We start from the raw sequence: 18,165 nt of genomic DNA on the forward strand, positions 1-18,165 counted from the left end.
ACGTGTGGCTGATTTCCATTCCGACTGGGCACTTTCCTGAGGATGTCCGATTGCGCTACAGAGTCTCGGGCCAACACGATGTTGGTCACGAAGGCGTTATCACAGGATGTGATGCTTTTAGCCTTCGTTCCTCTATTGCTGATCCCCGAGAAGTCGCCCAGTCTCCACTCCAATCAACTATTTACTTAGTAGACATTTTAACAAAAGTCATCCACACCTTTTGGTGATGAACTATCTTTTCCCTAATAATTATTAATAAATAATTTTTTCTATTAACACATCAACCTCTTAAAGCAAGAATTATTATAGAGGACAAATAATTTAATTCAACTATTTGTTACGGACATCTACTTATTTTTTTGTAAAAAATAAATTAATTTCTCGACATAAAATTAGATAATAATTATGGATTGTGTTTTAATTTGATGAATGACAAGCTGCAAGGGGACTTTGATTTGACTAAATTGCTCCTTATTGTCGCATTATGTAATTAACCAAAGCAATAATGTGATATCGCAACGAATGCTTTTTCTTGCCCATTTTAGTTAATGTACGGTCCTACACTTTGAAACAGACCTGTTTCCTTTGATCGTGCGGACACACGTTGAAAAATAATTTAAACCCGCATTCATCTCACCGCCTATAGAGGTGGGAGGCTTCTGTAGCTGACGCTGCACTTTCGCTACAGAAAATAATTACTGAAAGAAGTTAAATAAACGCAAAAAAATGTAGGCAATTCCTTTTAAGGGATTTGCCTACATTTTTACACTCTCACACTTAACTATTTTGCTATTAGTTTTTTAATGGAGCATCAGCAGTTAACTCGATATCTTGATATTGAGTTTCATTTGCATAGTCAACATTATAGTTTTTTACACGTTTATTAACTGGAACGATCTCAGTAATTGCTACAGTTGGAATTGTTGTAGCTTGTTCAAACATATACTCTTCAAACTTTCGGAATGCTTCTTTTCGATGATTTATATCTAAAGATTCTTTAGAATCAATATCATCTAAAATTGCAGTTAATTCAGGTGATACAAAACGTGAGTAGTTGAATAATGCACCCTCACCATATAATCCTTTTGGAGATGGATTTGTTCCTGTACCCCAAGCACCAAAGAACATTTCAATTTCAGGGTCATCTTTTTTAAGTTTATCACTAAATGAGTTAAACTCCATTAGACGGCCAGAAGCTAATTCAACATTGATACCGACTTCTTTCCAGTTTTGGCGGTAGTATTCAATCGTAGATTCTAGAACCTCAGTACCACCTTGTGCACCTAATTTGATTGTAAATGGTTTACCATCTTTGTCTTCACGAATGCCATCGCCGTCCACATCTTTATAGCCTGCTTCATCTAATAATTGTTGCGCCTTTTTCTTATCATGAGTGAAGCCTGGCATATCTTTTGTATGGAATGATGCAAATGCCGGAGGAATTAACGTTGTCGCACGTGTATTAATACCATTGCCTAAATTTTCGTTTACCCCTTCTACATCGATTGCATAAGCTAATGCTTGACGTAATTTTGGATCGCTTAACTTTGCATTTTTATCTGTTATATTAATTCCTTTTGCTTTATCAAATTTACCTAGCTTAAAGCTCAAATAGCTATAACCTAATCGAGGACGCGATAAAATTGATAAGTTCTTAGAATTTTCAATTTGTGTAATCTTTGAACCTGGGAAACCATCAACTGCTATGTCATAAGTTCCTGAATTTAATGCCTTCGGTAATGTTTCTGGTGAAACGACTTTTACTACTACACCGTCGAGTTTAGGTTCACCCTTCCAGTAATTTTCGTTTTTAACGAATTTCACAGACTCACCATTAACAATTTTATCGAACTTGAAAGGCCCTAAAGTTACTGGATTTACACGCACCGCATCAGAGCTTATCATTTTTTTCACTGGAATATCTTTCAATTGATGTTTTGGTGCAGCATATCCCCATAATCCATCACCACTGCTGTAAATTGCTGGTGAAATTGATTTAAATGAAATTTCTAATGTATAATCATCTACTCGTTTTAAACCTGAAATTGTATCAGCTTTCTTATCATGGTACTCTTCAGCACCAATAATATTTTTGAAATCATCGTCATAACGAACGCCTTCATAATCAGGGTGACCGATAATTTCATAAGGGAAAATAACATCGTCGATTGTAAAAGGCTGTTCATCTGACCATTTTACATTTTCACGTATTTTTACAGTTGCTTTTTTTGCATCTGCGTCGACCTTCAGAGTTGCAAGTCCTGTATCTGTTACTTGGAAGTCACCGTCATTTTCAAAAAGTGTATTACTAGCAAACTTCAAAATTGATGAGTCATTGCTATCTGTGTAAAGTTCTTGTAAGAAAATACCTTTGAACGGTGATGGACTTGGTAAAGCTACTTGTAAAACGCCACCTTTTATTGGTTCTCCTTCATTCTCTACTTCCATTGGAAAACTACGAGATGCTGTTTTCTTACCAGAATCCTTATCATCCTTTGAAGATTCTTTGCCTCCTCCACTACATGCCGCTAGTGCTAAAACTAGTGTCAATAGTAAAGTTAAAAGAACATAACTCTTTTTCTTCATTTACCCTTCCTCCTTAACCTAATCGTTGTCTTGAGTCAGCCGCACGTCGTAACGCTTGACCAACATAATTTATACCAAGCATCATTACTAAAATAAATAATGCTGCAGGTAACCAAATCCACCATTTATCTACTAAAATCTCAGGATCTCTTGCATAGCTTACTAGAGTACCTAAACTTGGTGTTGAAGGTGGTAAGCCATACCCTAAAAATGAAAGCCCGGTTTCAGCACCCATATTACCCGCTAGACTTAATGTTAAGTTAACGATAATAATAGAGCTTAAGTTTGGTAAAACCTCTCTAAACATAATTTTAAAATCACTTGTACCCATCGTTTTTGAAGCACTTACATAATCTCGACGAGCCTCAGTTAATGTTTTACTACGTATTAACCTTGCCTTCCCAATCCAAGCAAACATACTTAATAAGATAACGATGTGGATCGGTGAATATTTCTCTAGCGTTGAAACAATGGCAATCGTAATCATAAAACTAGGTAAAATCATAATGAAATCCATAATTCGCATAATAGCAAGGTCAACTTTACCTGCGTAATAGCCAGTGATTAAACCGATAACGATACCGATAACTGCTGCAATAATCGTAATACATATAGCAATAATTAAAGAGTTTTTCGCTCCGATAATTAATTGTCCAAAAATATCGCGCCCTGCGTCATCTGCACCTAAAATATATCCATCAGCACCCGGCTCCGCAAAGCGACCTAGTAATTTAACTTTCATTATTTCGTCTACATCAATAATAAAACTAGCAATAAACACTGCCGCTATTAATAATGTTAAAAATATTAATGAAAACATCGCTAATTTATCTTTTTTAAACTCGCGCCAAACAACTTGGAAACCTACAGCTGGGCGATGTTGTTCTTCTAATTTTTTCTCTTCTGTTTTATCCATGTAAAGTCACCTCTATTCTTTGCAAGTTAGTCGATACGAATTCGTGGGTCTACAATGCTTAAAATAATGTCTGATAACATACTTCCAAGTAACCCCAAGAAACCATACAACACAATAAGTGCTGTAATTACACTATAGTCACGACTCGCAATCGAAGACATGAATAGTTCTCCCATACCTGGATAACTAAAGATTGTTTCAATAAAGATTGTTCCGCCTAGTAAACCTGTAATAGTGAACCCAAGACCCGCCGCAATCGGAATTAATGAATTACGGAAAATGTGTCGTGTATATACTTTATTCATAGGTAAACCTTTACTACGTGCTGTTTTAACATAGTCTTGGTTTTTAGAATCAATAATTTCTGAACGTAAATATTGAATGATTGTATACGTCCCCAAAACCGCCATCGTAATAGCAGGTGTAATAATATGATACAGTTTATCCCAATAGTAAGAAAAAGTACCTTTTTCGGTTAATACATCTACTGAACCTGATGTTGGAACCCAGCCTAATTTATAGCCGAATACATAAATTAAAATTAAACCAAACACGAACGGCGGTATTGCCATACTTAAAAAGTTATAAAACACGATTCCACGGTCTAATCGAGAATCTTGATAACGACCTGCTAAAAGTCCTAATGGAATAGCGATTAAATAAGTTAGGATCATTGCAACTAATGATAAGTAGAAAGTATTGAGCGCTCGTTCACCAATAAGTGATGTTACACTGCGTTGATATGTGTAGCTTTTACCTAAGTCGCCATGTACTGCATTTGACACCCATCTGGCATATTGTTGATACCATGGGTCGTTTAAGCCTGCTGCTTCGCGTAACTCTTCAATACGGTTAGGATCTGTCTCTGGTCCCATTAAACCTGTAAATGGATCGCCTGGCATTAGCTTAGCAATGATAAACACTAACATACTTAAAATAATAATTTGTGGAACCATGATGATGACTCTTCGAAGAACCGTTTTCCACATAATCACATTCCTCCTTCAATCGACGCCAATGCAACAGCATGTGTATCTGAAATTGATTGTAAAGGATAAACTTTTCCGTCTTTATCAAAAAATTTATGCTGATTTTCTTTATAATACTGACTTACTTTCAAACGCTCTTGCTTACGTTCTACACGTGTTTCAGGCTCAATATCTGGAATGGCAGATAATAAACGGTGTGTATAAATATGACGTGGATCATTATATATATCTGCTCTTTGTCCTTTTTCCACGAAGCGTCCTCGGTACATAATATTGATTTCATCACACATATGCTTTACAACACCTAAGTCATGTGAAATGAATAAGTATGTTACGCCAAATTCCTCTTGTATATCTTGCATAAAGTTTAAAACCTGCGCTTGTACAGATAAATCAAGAGCAGAAACAGGTTCATCTGCAATAATTAATTTGGGGCGACATGCCATAGCACGTGCAATACCCAATCGTTGCTTTTGACCACCAGAAAATTCATGTGGATATTTATATTGGGCATCCTCTTGCATGCCAACAATCGCCAAAAGCTCGTTAATTCGTTTTCGTTCTTCCTCTTCACTTAAACGCAGGAAATTTCGAATAGGCTCTGCAATAACATCACGTATACGTTTTCTTGGATTCATACTGGAATGAGAATCTTGGAAAATCATTTGTACGTCACGATTAAATCCTGAATTACCGCTACGACGCATTTTCGTTACATCTTGTCCTTCATAGATTATTTGACCAGATGTCACTTTCTCTAAACCAATAATTGCCTTACCTGTTGTCGATTTACCACAACCTGATTCTCCAACAAGACCATAAGTTTTTCCTCTTTCAAACTCCATAGTAATGCCATCTACCGCATAAACATGATCTACAATGGTATTGAAGAAACCACCACGGATAGGATAATGTACGCATAAATCATTAATTTGCATAAAGCTCATATTATTTTCCCCCATCCTTCTTAAAGTGAAAGTCTTTCCAACACGTACAACGAACAAAATGTTCTGGTCCAACCTCATGTAATATTGGATTTTCCTCATGGGCGCTTTCGTCAATCCATGGAATACGTGCTGCAAAGCGACAACCTCCACGTGGCAAATTAAATAATGAAGGAACCATACCATGAATAACCTCTAACTTTTCATTTACCTTATGGGATTGAGGAATAGAGTTCAGTAACGAACGTGTATATGGATGTTTAGGATTTTTAAATAATTCAATAACTGGTGCTTCTTCGACAATTTGTCCAGCATACATGACTGCAACACGATCTGCTACTTCAGCTACTACACCTAAGTCATGGGTAATTAACAAAATGCCTGACTCAGTTTCTATTTGTAATTCTTTTAATAAATCTAGTATTTGCGCTTGAATCGTTACATCTAATGCCGTCGTTGGTTCATCTGCTATAATAAGAGGTGGCTTACATGCAATTGCTGTCGCTATCATTACGCGTTGCCGCATACCACCTGATAATTCATGCGGATATTGCTTATAAATACGTTCCGGGTTATGTATACCTACTTGCTGTAATAACTCCATTGCACGCTCACGGCGTTGTGTTTCATTTAAATCCGTATGGTATATAAGCGGTTCTTCAATTTGGAAACCGATTCTCTTTAACGGATTCAATGCAGCCAGTGGATCTTGGAAAATAAAACCGAAATCACTACCGCGTAACTGAGTATATTGCTGCTCCGTTATATCTACCAAATTCTGACCTTTATATAATATTTCACCTTCAATTTTTGTGTTGATAGGATTATGTAACCCAACAATTGATGTAGCTAAAGTACTTTTACCACAACCTGACTCACCTACAATTGCAAGCACCTCATTTTTTCGAATGCGCAAATCAACACCATCTACTGCAGCGAAATATTCATCTGCTCGCCGAAAGCTTGTACGTAAATTATTAATCTCAATAATCATTTCATGATTATTTGTCACACGATTACCTCCCTATCAAATCAAAAGAAAAAACCAACTTACTAACACCATATTCAATTTAAATGAATTTGCTTTTGTTTATAACGGTTTACTTAATATTTCCTTTACCGCGTATTTCAATTTTCGGAAAAATCAAAACAGTTTCATCCTTGAATATAATTTACATCTTAATTTCAAATAAATTGTTGTCATTAATAATCACTCTCATTCCCGAACTATTATTCCAACAAAAGAATTATCTGACAATTAATTGTATCATCATTTTATCTAGAAATAATATACTAAATCAAGTACATTTTTAAATTATTGTAAAAATAAATACAATTTCGACTTTACATCATCATCAAAATCATTAGAAATCGAGTTTACAATTTTTCATTATTTATTATTTCATATCTCAACATTGTATTATTTTAATAAAATAATTAATGTAAAATAATGGTTAAATATTAATAAAAAACTTATTTTATTAACTAAAAAAACATAATTTCAATAAATATTTATTATTTATAAAATAGAAAATATCACGAACTACATATATTTCATTATATTTAGATAACATTAAACTTCTATTTTTCTTCAATGAAAATATACATACCTCTTACAAATAATTTATAAATTTTTTAATATTACTTTTTCGAGTAAATTATTCTATTATTATGAATATTCCAAATATTACATATCTTCAAGCGGTAAATATTACGCTTAATGACTTGTTAATTATTATTTTCCGTTAAGTTGATTTATCATTTAGGAGAATTATTATCGGCAATATCCAACTTATCCCAGCAAAATGTTATCTGTAGCGAAAGCAAAGCGGCAGCAACAAATATTCGCGACAGGTACTGGTATCTCCCCTCCCTATAGGTGGTCTAATAATGCAGGTTTAAGTTACTTTTCAGCGAGTGTACATATCCGCTTATAATAGAAGAATCTCAGTCTGCCATTACCGTTATGACCGACATCGTGTCGGCCCTCATACAGGCCTAAGCACAAAGTTGATTCCGAACTTGTTTATCTGTTTTGATTCACAGTAGAGGATATATAAATTGTCCCATTACTTACAATATCCATCTAACATAGAAGTGTCTATATTGTAAATAACAAGAAAACAATTTATCATAAAACTATAAAAGTACTACTTCCTCTTATAAAAATTGAAAAAAGAATAGGTGAAAATGTATACATATGAAGAATCGCGTAGTCCAATTACTATTTGTATTTGCAATTGCGGCAATTATGCTCATCGTCTTAAATAAGTCCGTCATTTCCTTATATACCTTAATCGGCATACTATTGCCTATCACAATTATCGGGATTTCCTTTGTTATTTTTATAGAAAACCGTTCCCCGCAAAGTACATTAGCTTGGTTTTTAGTATTAGCCATTCTCCCTGTTATCGGTGTACTACTGTACTTACTGTTCGGAAGAAGTCGCTGGAGAAGAAAGAAACATTTACAACGTTCAGAAGAGAAAAGAATGATATTCCGTGAGATTTTAGAAGGGAGAAGTTTTAACTTAGACATCTCTTCCTCTCTAAATGAAAGATCCACCTATTTGACTCAAATTATCCAAAAATTTGGCGGTGGTCCTGTTGCGAATGAGACAACAACAAAGCTCTTAACAAACGGGAATGAAACATTTTCCGAAATCCTACAAGCAATTGAAAATGCTACACATCATATTCATATTCAATACTATATTTATCGATCAGATGAAATCGGCACAGCCATACGAGATGCCTTAATTAGGAAGGCAAAATCTGGCGTGATCGTACGCTTTCTTTACGATGGACTCGGCAGTAATAAATTACGTAGGAGTTTCTTACAACCAATGAAAGATGCAGGGATTGAAGTAGTTGAATTTGATTCTATTCTTTCACCTTGGCTATTAGAAACCGTCAATTATCGTAACCACCGTAAAATTGTTATTGTAGATGGGACGATTGGTTTTACAGGTGGGCTCAATGTCGGAGATGAATATCTTGGTCGTTCAAAGAAGTTTCCTATTTGGCGTGATAGTCATTTAAAAATAGAAGGAAAAGCCTTATATAAACTGCAGGCCATTTTTCTAGAAGATTTTCTCTATGCCACTAGTAGTTTAAATACGGAGTCTTGGAATCAATTTATGGATAGCACATACTTTCCTAGTCAAGGAATTCATCAAGCAGAAGGTGCCGTACAAATCGTCGCAAGTGGACCTAGCTCAGATGATACAAATATTCGAAATGCTTTATTGAAAATTATGGGCTCTGCTAAAAAGTCAATTTGGATTGCCACTCCATATTTCATTCCTGATCAGGAAACATTAACATTATTACGTTTGAGTGCGCTTTCTGGAGTTGATGTCCGCATTTTATACCCAGGAAAAGGCGATAGTATCATTAGTGATCAAGCATCCCAATCATACTTTACACCGCTTCTAAAAGCGGGTGTCTCCATTTATCGCGTTAAAGAAGCTTTTATGCACGCTAAGATTGTACTTGTTGATGATGAAGTTGCATCAATTGGTACAGCAAATATGGATATTCGTAGTTTTGAACTTAATTATGAAATCATTGCGGTCCTATATGAATCTAAAACGGTTCTAGATATTAAAAATGATTTTGAACAAGATTTTAAAGACTCCATAGAAATTACATGGGCGTCATTTCAAAAGCGAAGTATTCAAAAACGCATGCTTGAATCACTTATGCGACTCATTTCTCCCCTACTGTAAATTCGGGTGCGATTCATGATGCTATCGGCGGTTCTTGAAATTGTTATCAGCGATTCTCAGCATGTTATCAGCGGTTTTCTCGATGTTATCAGCGATTCTTGGCATTTTATCAGCGATACGGAAACCACCCCCTCGTTTTGCCGAAGAGCCCTGCTTTATTTAGTTTGACATAATAGAACAACATGAAAGGGTGGTATGAAAAAATTCATACCACCCTTTTTTATATCAATTATCCCTCAACATAAATGCGTCGGGAATCGGCTTTGTGCTTAGGCCTGCACGAGGGCCGACATGAGGTCGATCATTTCGGTAATGCCACAAGACGTGGCCTTTGACCGATGCAGGTCACTTAGCCGTTATCGCATGGATGGCTAACATCCTATAAGAATGCCTTTCCGACTCCGTGACACCCGCTAAAGCTCTCCTGCTTTTAATTTTCCATGCCAGTCTTTTAAGAATGGAATATCTTCTTCTTTAATAGTGCCTGATTCATTAGCTGCTTCAATTAAATAATCAAAATTTGTTAGAGATACATATTTTATGCCTGCCTCTTCAAATGCTTGTTCAGCACGTGGAAGGTTGTATGTGTAGACGCAAACAACGCCTAGTACTTCACAGCCTGCAGCACGTAAGGCTTCCACTGCTGTAATGGATGAGCCGCCTGTAGAAACGATGTCCTCTACTACTACGACTTTTTGACCTGCTGCGTATTTTCCTTCGATTTGGTTACCACGGCCATGCTCTTTTGCTTTAGAGCGTACATAAACCATTGGTAATTCTAAAATATCACTTACCCAAGCTGCATGTGGAATGCCCGCTGTTGCTGTACCTGCTACGATTTCAGTTGTACCAAAGTTTTCTTTAATAAGAGATGCTAGACCATTTGCTAATTGCTTACGAATTACAGGGTCAGAAATTGTCAGACGTGTATCACAGTAGATTGGAGATTTAATGCCTGATGCCCATGTAAATAGTTCTGTTGGATTTAATTCTACTGCACCTACTTTTAACATAGCGTGTGCGATTTCATTTTGTAATGTCATAGTTATGCCTCCCATAATTCACTTACGATTTTATATGCTGCTACTGGATCTTGTGCACCTGTAACGGCACGTCCAACGACGATTAATGAAGAACCGTCACGCTTTGCGCCGTCTGGTGTTGCAATGCGCTTTTGGTCGTGTGCGTCGCCACCTGCTAATCGGATACCAGGTGTCACACGTAAGAAATCTTCACCGCACACTTCAGCAATAGCTTTTGCCTCATGTACGGAGCAGACAACACCATTTAAACCAGCTTGTTTTGTTAAGTTTGCATAATGTAATACAGAGTCCTGTAAGGATAAAACAATTTTTTGCTCTGTCTGCATTTGCTCTTCTGTTGTAGACGTCAGCTGTGTTACGGCAATTAATGCCGCACGTTCACGTCCTGCCGGAGTACCCGCTTCAAGCCCCTCAACTGCTGCCTCCATCATTGGACGTCCGCCTGCCGCATGAACGTTGACTAAATCTACGCCCAATTTTGCTAGGCCTTTCATAGCAGAGCCCACTGTATTAGGAATATCGTGTAGCTTTAAATCAAGGAAAATATCATGGCCTAGAGCTTTTACTTTTCGTACAATATCTGGCCCTTCCTGCATATATAATTCCATACCAATTTTCACAAAAAGAGGCTCGTTAAAGTGCTTTAGAAAGTTGAATACTTCTGCTTCTCCAGGAAAATCTAGTGCTAGTATTGGTTTTGTATTCATAGACGATGGCTCCTTCCGATAATTTCTGAAATATGCTCCACTCCTAATTTATCGAGCTTTGCTGGTAGTTCATCAATAATAGTTGGACAAACGAAGTGATCGACAAAGTTTGCTGTTCCAACAGCAACTGCAGAAGCGCCAGCCGACATAAAGTCAATAACATCCTGTGCTTCTGTCACGCCACCCATCCCAATTATCGGAATATTGACAGCCTTATACACTTCATACACCATACGAATCGCAACTGGCTTTACTGCAGGACCAGATAAGCCGCCTGTACCATTGGCAATCACGGGCTTACCTGTACGCTCGTCTAAACGCATACCAATTAGTGTATTAATCATTGTAATGCCATCTGCACCACCCGCTTCAACAGCTTGTGCAATTTCTACAATACTCGTTACGTTAGGAGACAATTTCACGTATACTGGCACTTCAGAAACAGCTTTGACAGCTTTCACTAGCTCACGTGCAGTTGCAGGATCTGTTCCAAATTGAATACCACCACATTTAACGTTCGGACAAGAAATATTAAGCTCTAATGCTTTAACATTTGGTGCAGTAGAAATGCGTTGCGCTACTTCTACATAATCCGTTGTCTCTGTACCTGCAACATTTGCAATGATTGGCACATCATACGCTTCTAAAAATTTTAATTCTCCATGCATTACTTTTTCGATTCCGGGATTTTGTAAACCAATGGCATTCAACATCCCTGCTGCTGTTTCTGCTACTCGTGGGGTTGGATTGCCGGGACGTGTTTCCACAGTCGTAGCTTTAATCATAATAGCGCCAAGCTTGGATAAATCATAAAGCTGTGCATATTCACGTCCAAAGCCAAAGCAACCGGATGCTGGCATTATTGGATTTTTCAAGTCTAAGCCTGGTAATTGAATGTTTAAACGACTCATAATGCCACCGTACCTTTCGGGAAAACTGGACCGTCAGAGCATACTTTGACATAGTCTTTTGCTACCTGATCTGTTGTTTTACATACGCATGCAAAGCAAGCACCAATCCCACAGCCCATACGCTCTTCAAATGATAAATAACCTTCTTTTTCTGGATAAAAGCCTTCAAGTGCTTTTAACATTGGGAGAGGACCGCAAGAATAAAAGACATCGAATTCAGGTGCTCGTGACTCTAAAACATTTGTAACAAAGCCCTTTGTTCCTTTAGAACCGTCAACCGTTACATAATGCGTTTCACCAAGGGCACTGAATTCTTCCTCATAGAAGCAAACATCTTCCGATTGGAAGCCTAGCACATGAATTGTTTTAACACCACGTGCATTCAATTGCTTGGAAAGCTCATGTAATGGAGGTACGCCAATTCCCCCACCAACTAGTAGAGCTGTACCACCCTCTTTTACAGCTTCTACAGGGAATCCATTACCGATTGGACCCAGGACATTGACAAGTTGCCCTTCACGATTTGTCGCTAACACTTTTGTTCCGCGACCTTCCGCACGATATATCATTGTAAATTCGTTGTTGTCTTTATCTATATTTGCAATACTAATTGGTCGACGTAAAAGCGGCTCCAATGAATCTGACACCTTTACATGGACAAACTGGCCAGGTGTCATATCCTGAACCAGTTCTCCATGAAGTGTCAATTCGAAAATGTTTGTCGCAATATGCTTTTGAGAGACGACCGTCATTTTCTCTTGACGAATCATATTAATGTACTACCTCCGCTTTTGGCATTTGTTCTGCTGTGAATGTCATTGATTCAATAACTCGAACCATCGCTTCCGCTGTGTCTAATGAAGTGAAGCAAGGTACGCCATTTTCTACAGACTCACGACGAATTCTGAAGCCATCACGTGCTGGCTGCTTGCCTTTTGTTAAAGTGTTAACAACAAGTTGTGCCTCACCGTTTTGAATTAAATCGATTAATGTTTCACCTTTTGCACCGATTTTGCCAACTATATCTGTGCGTACGCCAGCCGCTTCGAACGCTTGAGCTGTACCTTCAGTTGCGACAATACGGTAGCCTACTGTTGAGAAGCGTTTTGCAAGTGCAATTGCTTCGTCTTTATCTTTATCGGACACAGTGAACAAGACTGTTCCTTCTGTACGAATTTCCATACCTGCTGCAACTAAGCCTTTGTAAAGGGCTTTTTCTAATGTTGCATCTTTCCCCATTACTTCACCTGTTGATTTCATTTCAGGCCCGAGTGTAATGTCAACACGACGTAATTTAGCGAATGAGAATACTGGCACTTTAACGAAGACACCTTTTTGCTCTGGCGCTAAGCCTGTTGGGTAGCCTTGTTTTACGATCGATTTACCAAGAATCGCTTTCGTTGCAATATTTGCCATCGGAATGTTTGTAATTTTACTTAAGAACGGTACTGTACGAGATGAACGCGGGTTAACTTCGATGACAAATACTTCGCCCTGTGAAATTACATATTGAATGTTCATTAAGCCTACGATGCCAAGACCTTTTGCAAGTCGAGTTGTATAATCCACTAACGTATCTTTTTGCACTTGTGTTAATTTTTGTGGCGGATAGACAGAGATAGAGTCACCAGAGTGAACCCCTGCGCGTTCGATATGCTCCATAATACCTGGAATTAAGACATTTTCACCGTCACAAATGGCATCTACTTCAATTTCTTGACCTGTTAAGTAGCGATCTACTAATACAGGGTGATCAGGTGATGCTTCTACTGCGTTCTCCATATAGTGTTTTAATTCTTCTTGGTTGTAGACGATTTCCATCGCGCGTCCACCTAGTACGTATGAAGGACGAACTAGTACTGGGAAGCCTAGTCGATCACTAATAGCAAGTGCTTCCTCCGTAGATACAGCTGTTTCACCTTGTGGCTGTGGAATGTCCAAGTCACGTAATGCTTGCTCGAATTTATCTCGGTTTTCTGCACGGTCGATATCTTCAAGCGTTGTACCTAGGATTTTCACCCCATTGGCAACTAATTTATCAGCTAGATTAATAGCTGTTTGACCACCGAATTGTACAACTACTCCAATTGGTTGCTCAAGGTCGATAATATGCATAACATCTTCGATTGTTAGTGGCTCAAAGTATAATTTATCTGAAACCGAGAAGTCAGTAGATACTGTTTCTGGATTCGAGTTAATAATAATTGCTTCGTAGCCCGCTTCTTGAATTGCCCATACTGAATGTACTGTTGCGTAATCGAATTCAACCCCTTGACCAATGCGGATTGGACCAGAACCAAGTACAACAACTGACGGCTTATCTGATTTAATCGATTCGTTCTCATCTTCATATGTGCCATAGAAGTATGGTGTTTCAGATTCAAACTCGGCTGCACATGTATCAACCATTTTATATACAGGAATAATGCCATTTTCTTTACGATATGCATATACTTCTTCTGGTGTTGTTGCCCAAAGCTCGGCAACTTTCTTATCTGCAAAGCCTAGACGTTTTGCTGTACGTAACACATCTTTATCGTTTTTATGGTCAGCAAGTGTTTGCTCCATATCTACGATGTTTTTGAATTTATTTAAGAAGAATAAGTCAATGGCAGACCATTCATGGATTTGCTCAATTGTTACACCGCGACGCAGTGCTTCACCGATGAAGAATAGACGCTCGTCACCTGCTTTGCGAATACGTTTTTCGATCCAAGAATCAGTGTTCTCTTCTGCATGTTTCAGCTCTAAGTGAACTTGGCCTGTTTCAAGTGAGCGCACTGCTTTAAGCATAGCTTCCTCAAATGTACGACCAAGTGCCATTACTTCACCAGTCGCTTTCATTTGTGTACCAAGATTACGCTTTGCTGATTCGAATTTATCGAACGGCCAACGTGGAATTTTCGCCACGATGTAGTCTAGAGCTGGCTCGAAGCAAGCATACGTAGAACCTGTTACAGGGTTTTTGATTTCATCTAATGTTAAACCAACTGCGATTTTTGCTGCTAGCTTTGCAATTGGATAGCCTGTTGCTTTTGATGCTAACGCTGATGAACGTGATACACGAGGGTTTACTTCGATTACATAGTAATTAAAGCTATATGGATCAAGTGCTAACTGTACGTTACAGCCACCTTCAATTTTTAGTGCTCGGATAATATCTAATGAAATATTACGTAGCATTTGGTTTTCTCGATCTGAAAGTGTTTGTGTAGGTGCCACTACGATAGAGTCACCTGTATGAATACCAACTGGGTCAACGTTTTCCATGTTACATACAACGATAGCGTTGTCGGCAGCATCACGCATTACCTCATATTCGATTTCTTTATAACCAGCGATTGATTTTTCTAGTAAACATTGTGTTACTGGAGAATATTTTAGACCTGATGTCACGATCTCCTCTAAATCTTGATCGTTGTAGCAAATACCGCCGCCTGTACCGCCTAGTGTGAAGGCAGGGCGAACGATTACTGGGTAACCAATTTTCGCTACAAAGTTTTTCGCTTCATCTAAGTTATGAATAATATCTGATTCAGGTACTGGAGCACCTAGCTCATACATTAAATTACGGAATAGATCGCGGTCTTCTGCTTTATGAATCGCTTCTAATTTTGTACCAAGAATTTCAATATCTAGCTCATCTAGAATTCCTGATTTATCTAATTCAATGGCCATATTTAAACCAGTTTGACCACCAAGTGTTGGTAGGATAGCATCTGGACGCTCTTTACGTAAAATACGTGAAACAAACTCCAGTGTAATTGGCTCAATATATACTTTGTCGGCAATTTCTGTATCTGTCATTATTGTTGCAGGGTTTGAGTTTATTAAAATAACGCGATAGCCTTCTTCTTTTAAAGAAAGACAAGCTTGTGTTCCTGCGTAGTCAAATTCTGCTGCTTGTCCGATCACGATTGGACCTGATCCGATTACTAAAATAGTTTCAATATCTGTACGTTTAGGCATGTTGTTTCCCCTTCCCTGCTTCTACTTCCATCATTTCGATAAATTCATCAAATAGGTGATTTGAATCCTCTGGACCCGGTGATGCTTCTGGGTGATATTGCACCGTGAAGATTGGATATTTCTTGTGACGTACACCCTCACAAGTACTATCATTTAATGCGATATGCGTTATTTCTAAATCTGTATCTTTTAATGAATCGATGTCTATCGCATAACCATGGTTTTGAGATGTTAAATCTGTACGACCAGTGCGTAAATCTTTTACCGGATGGTTACCACCTCGGTGACCGAATGGTAATTTAAAGCTTTGTGCACCACATGCCAGCGAGAAGATTTGGTGACCTAAGCAAATACCGAACATTGGCACTTTTCCGATTAAATTGCGTACAGTTTCAATGCCCTCTACTACGTCTTGAGGGTTACCTGGACCGTTTGACAGCATAATGCCATCTGGATGCCACGCTAAAATTTCTTCTGCCGGTGTATTGTAAGGGACTACAAGTACATCGCAATCACGTTTGTTTAATTCACGAAGAATACCGTGCTTCATACCGTAATCAATTAATACTACTCGTTTGCCACGACCTGGTGATGGATAGGCTGCTTTCGGTGATACTTCACGAACATGATGTGTAATCGCTGGTGTTGCCTGTAATTTTGCTACGACTTCATCCACATTCACTTCTTCATCAGCCGCTGTTAAAATAGCCTTTACTGACCCTTTACTGCGAATAATGCGTGTTAATTTTCGTGTATCAATTCCTTCAATCCCCGGAATATCCTTTGCAGTTAAATACTCATCTACCGTTAAATCACAACGGAAGTTTGAAGGTGTTTTTGCTAATTCACGAACTACAAATCCACGAATAGCTGGTGTGATCGATTCAAAGTCATCACGGTTAATACCGTAATTCCCGATTAAAGGGTAAGTTAACGTTACGATTTGTCCGTAGAATGAAGGATCTGAAATTGTTTCCTGATAACCTGTCATTCCTGTTGTGAATACAACCTCACCTTGCGAAGCTCGCTCACTACCGAACGCTGTGCCTGTAAATACTGTGCCATCTTCTAAAATAAGTAAACGTTTTTTCATTACTCTGCCTCCTGGTATACGATATTGCCTTCAAAAATTGTTAGGACCGGCCACCCTTTTGCAACCCAACCATTGAATGGTGTATTGCGTCCTTTTGATACAAAGCCCTCTGCATCAATTGTTTGCTCTTTTTTTAAATCAATTAAAATCATATCTGCCGAAGCACCAACTTCTAATGTGCCATATGGTAGATCAAAAATTTGAGCTGCCTTGACAGACATCCAGTCAATCAACTGTTTTAACGACCATTTCCCTGTTTCTACAAACTGCGTGTAAAGCAGTGGGAATGCTGTTTCAAAGCCTACAATGCCAAATGGTGCACCAACCATACCACAGCATTTTTCTTCTACTGTATGTGGAGCATGGTCTGTAGCGATACAATCGATTGTGCCGTCTAGCATGGCTGTGTGCAGTGAGTCTTTATCATCTGCTCCACGTAATGGAGGATTCATTTTCCAGTTCGCATCATCTGATGGGATATCCATTTCTTCAAGTAATAAATGATGTGGGCAAACTTCTGCAGTGACACGAATACCCGCTGCCTTCGCGTCACGTACTGCACGTACAGATTCCTTCGTAGATACGTGACATACGTGGTAGCGTGCTCCAGCTGCTTCTGCCAGTAGAACATCTCGTGCAATTTGAACAGATTCACAAATCGATGGAATTCCTGGTAAACCAAGCTCTTGATTACGCTTCCCTTCATGCATCACCCCATCGTAAATTAATGAGTTATCTTCGCAGTGTGCTACAACTACCATATCGTGCTGTGCGGCATCCTTCATTTGCTCATACATTGTGGATGCAAGCTGGATACCAACACCATCGTCTGAAAATGCGACAGCCCCATGTGCTTTTAATTCTTCAATACTTGTACGAACCTCACCTGAGATATCTTTTGTTAATGAGCCATATGGAAGTACTCGAATAACTGCGCTTTCTTTAATAAGACCGTTAATCAACTGCATATTTTCTACTGAATCTGGCACTGGTTTTGTATTTGGCATCGCACAAATTGTTGTAAAGCCACCTTTTGCTGCTGATGCTGACCCTGTAGCAATTGTTTCTTTATGTTCAAAGCCCGGCTCACGTAAATGTGTGTGAACATCGACAAAGCCTGGTGCAACAACTAAACCATTTCCTTCGATTATTTCTGCGCCTACTACATTGACGTTTTGACCTATTGCCGTAATTTTGCCATCCGCCATAGCGATATTCACTGTTTGTAACTCGCCTTGTTCATTTAGCATTTGTACATTTTGAAGAACCTTTGTCAT

Annotated in this window: 13 protein-coding genes; 1 reads left to right on the plus strand and 12 read right to left on the minus strand. The window is 38.3% G+C overall.

Annotation, left to right across the window (positions count from 1 at the left end; genetic code table 11):
* Positions 1-792: 792 nt before the first annotated feature.
* Genes C7Y47_RS03700 through C7Y47_RS03720 form a run of 5 tightly spaced genes read right to left on the minus strand, consistent with a single transcriptional unit; the run spans position 793 to position 6,429 of the window.
* A complete protein-coding gene (locus C7Y47_RS03700) occupies positions 793-2,586 on the minus strand; it encodes an oligopeptide ABC transporter substrate-binding protein (protein ID WP_142507520.1) in 1,794 nt (597 codons plus the stop codon).
* A gap of 13 nt (positions 2,587-2,599) precedes the next feature.
* Complete coding sequence (locus C7Y47_RS03705) at positions 2,600-3,502, minus strand: ABC transporter permease (RefSeq protein ID WP_142507521.1); 903 nt, start codon at positions 3,500-3,502, stop codon at positions 2,600-2,602.
* A 26-nt stretch (positions 3,503-3,528) separates the two neighbouring features.
* On the minus strand, positions 3,529-4,491 hold the full coding sequence (gene opp4B, locus C7Y47_RS03710; protein WP_142507522.1) for an oligopeptide ABC transporter permease: 963 nt from the start codon (positions 4,489-4,491) through the stop codon (positions 3,529-3,531).
* A gap of 2 nt (positions 4,492-4,493) precedes the next feature.
* Entirely contained in the window at positions 4,494-5,438 is a 945-nt protein-coding gene (locus C7Y47_RS03715; RefSeq protein ID WP_142507523.1) for an ATP-binding cassette domain-containing protein, read from the minus strand.
* Position 5,439: 1 nt separating this feature from the next.
* A complete protein-coding gene (locus C7Y47_RS03720) occupies positions 5,440-6,429 on the minus strand; it encodes an ABC transporter ATP-binding protein (RefSeq protein ID WP_142507631.1) in 990 nt (329 codons plus the stop codon).
* Between the two features lie 1,206 nt (positions 6,430-7,635).
* Between C7Y47_RS03720 and C7Y47_RS03725 the strand changes: the two genes are divergently transcribed.
* Entirely contained in the window at positions 7,636-9,165 is a 1,530-nt protein-coding gene (locus C7Y47_RS03725) for a cardiolipin synthase (protein WP_142507524.1), read from the plus strand.
* 413 nt (positions 9,166-9,578) lie between these two features.
* On the opposite strand, the gene pyrE is transcribed toward C7Y47_RS03725, so the two are convergent.
* The 7 genes from pyrE to C7Y47_RS03760 are packed head-to-tail and all read right to left on the minus strand — an operon-like array spanning position 9,579 to position 18,165.
* On the minus strand, positions 9,579-10,208 hold the full coding sequence (gene pyrE, locus C7Y47_RS03730; protein ID WP_142507525.1) for an orotate phosphoribosyltransferase: 630 nt from the start codon (positions 10,206-10,208) through the stop codon (positions 9,579-9,581).
* A gap of 2 nt (positions 10,209-10,210) precedes the next feature.
* Complete coding sequence (pyrF, locus tag C7Y47_RS03735; protein WP_142507526.1) at positions 10,211-10,915, minus strand: orotidine-5'-phosphate decarboxylase; 705 nt, start codon at positions 10,913-10,915, stop codon at positions 10,211-10,213.
* The gene (locus C7Y47_RS03740) at positions 10,912-11,826 is read right to left on the minus strand and encodes a dihydroorotate dehydrogenase (RefSeq protein ID WP_142507527.1); all 915 of its coding nucleotides are present in this window, start codon (positions 11,824-11,826) and stop codon (positions 10,912-10,914) included. The genes pyrF and C7Y47_RS03740 overlap by 4 nt, the downstream gene beginning before the upstream one ends.
* Positions 11,823-12,596, minus strand: a complete 774-nt coding sequence (locus C7Y47_RS03745) for a dihydroorotate dehydrogenase electron transfer subunit (RefSeq protein WP_142507528.1) — start codon at positions 12,594-12,596, stop codon at positions 11,823-11,825. Before C7Y47_RS03745 ends, C7Y47_RS03740 begins: the two co-directional genes overlap by 4 nt.
* A gap of 1 nt (position 12,597) precedes the next feature.
* Positions 12,598-15,795: a carbamoyl-phosphate synthase large subunit gene (gene carB, locus C7Y47_RS03750; protein ID WP_142507529.1), complete on the minus strand. Its 3,198-nt coding sequence runs from the start codon at positions 15,793-15,795 to the stop codon at positions 12,598-12,600.
* Positions 15,788-16,888: a carbamoyl phosphate synthase small subunit gene (locus C7Y47_RS03755; RefSeq protein WP_142507530.1), complete on the minus strand. Its 1,101-nt coding sequence runs from the start codon at positions 16,886-16,888 to the stop codon at positions 15,788-15,790. The genes carB and C7Y47_RS03755 overlap by 8 nt, the downstream gene beginning before the upstream one ends.
* The gene (locus tag C7Y47_RS03760) at positions 16,888-18,165 is read right to left on the minus strand and encodes a dihydroorotase (RefSeq protein WP_142507531.1); all 1,278 of its coding nucleotides are present in this window, start codon (positions 18,163-18,165) and stop codon (positions 16,888-16,890) included. Before C7Y47_RS03760 ends, C7Y47_RS03755 begins: the two co-directional genes overlap by 1 nt.

This window comes from Lysinibacillus sphaericus, from assembly GCF_006864135.1.
Taxonomy (GTDB): Bacteria; Bacillota; Bacilli; order Bacillales_A; family Planococcaceae; genus Lysinibacillus.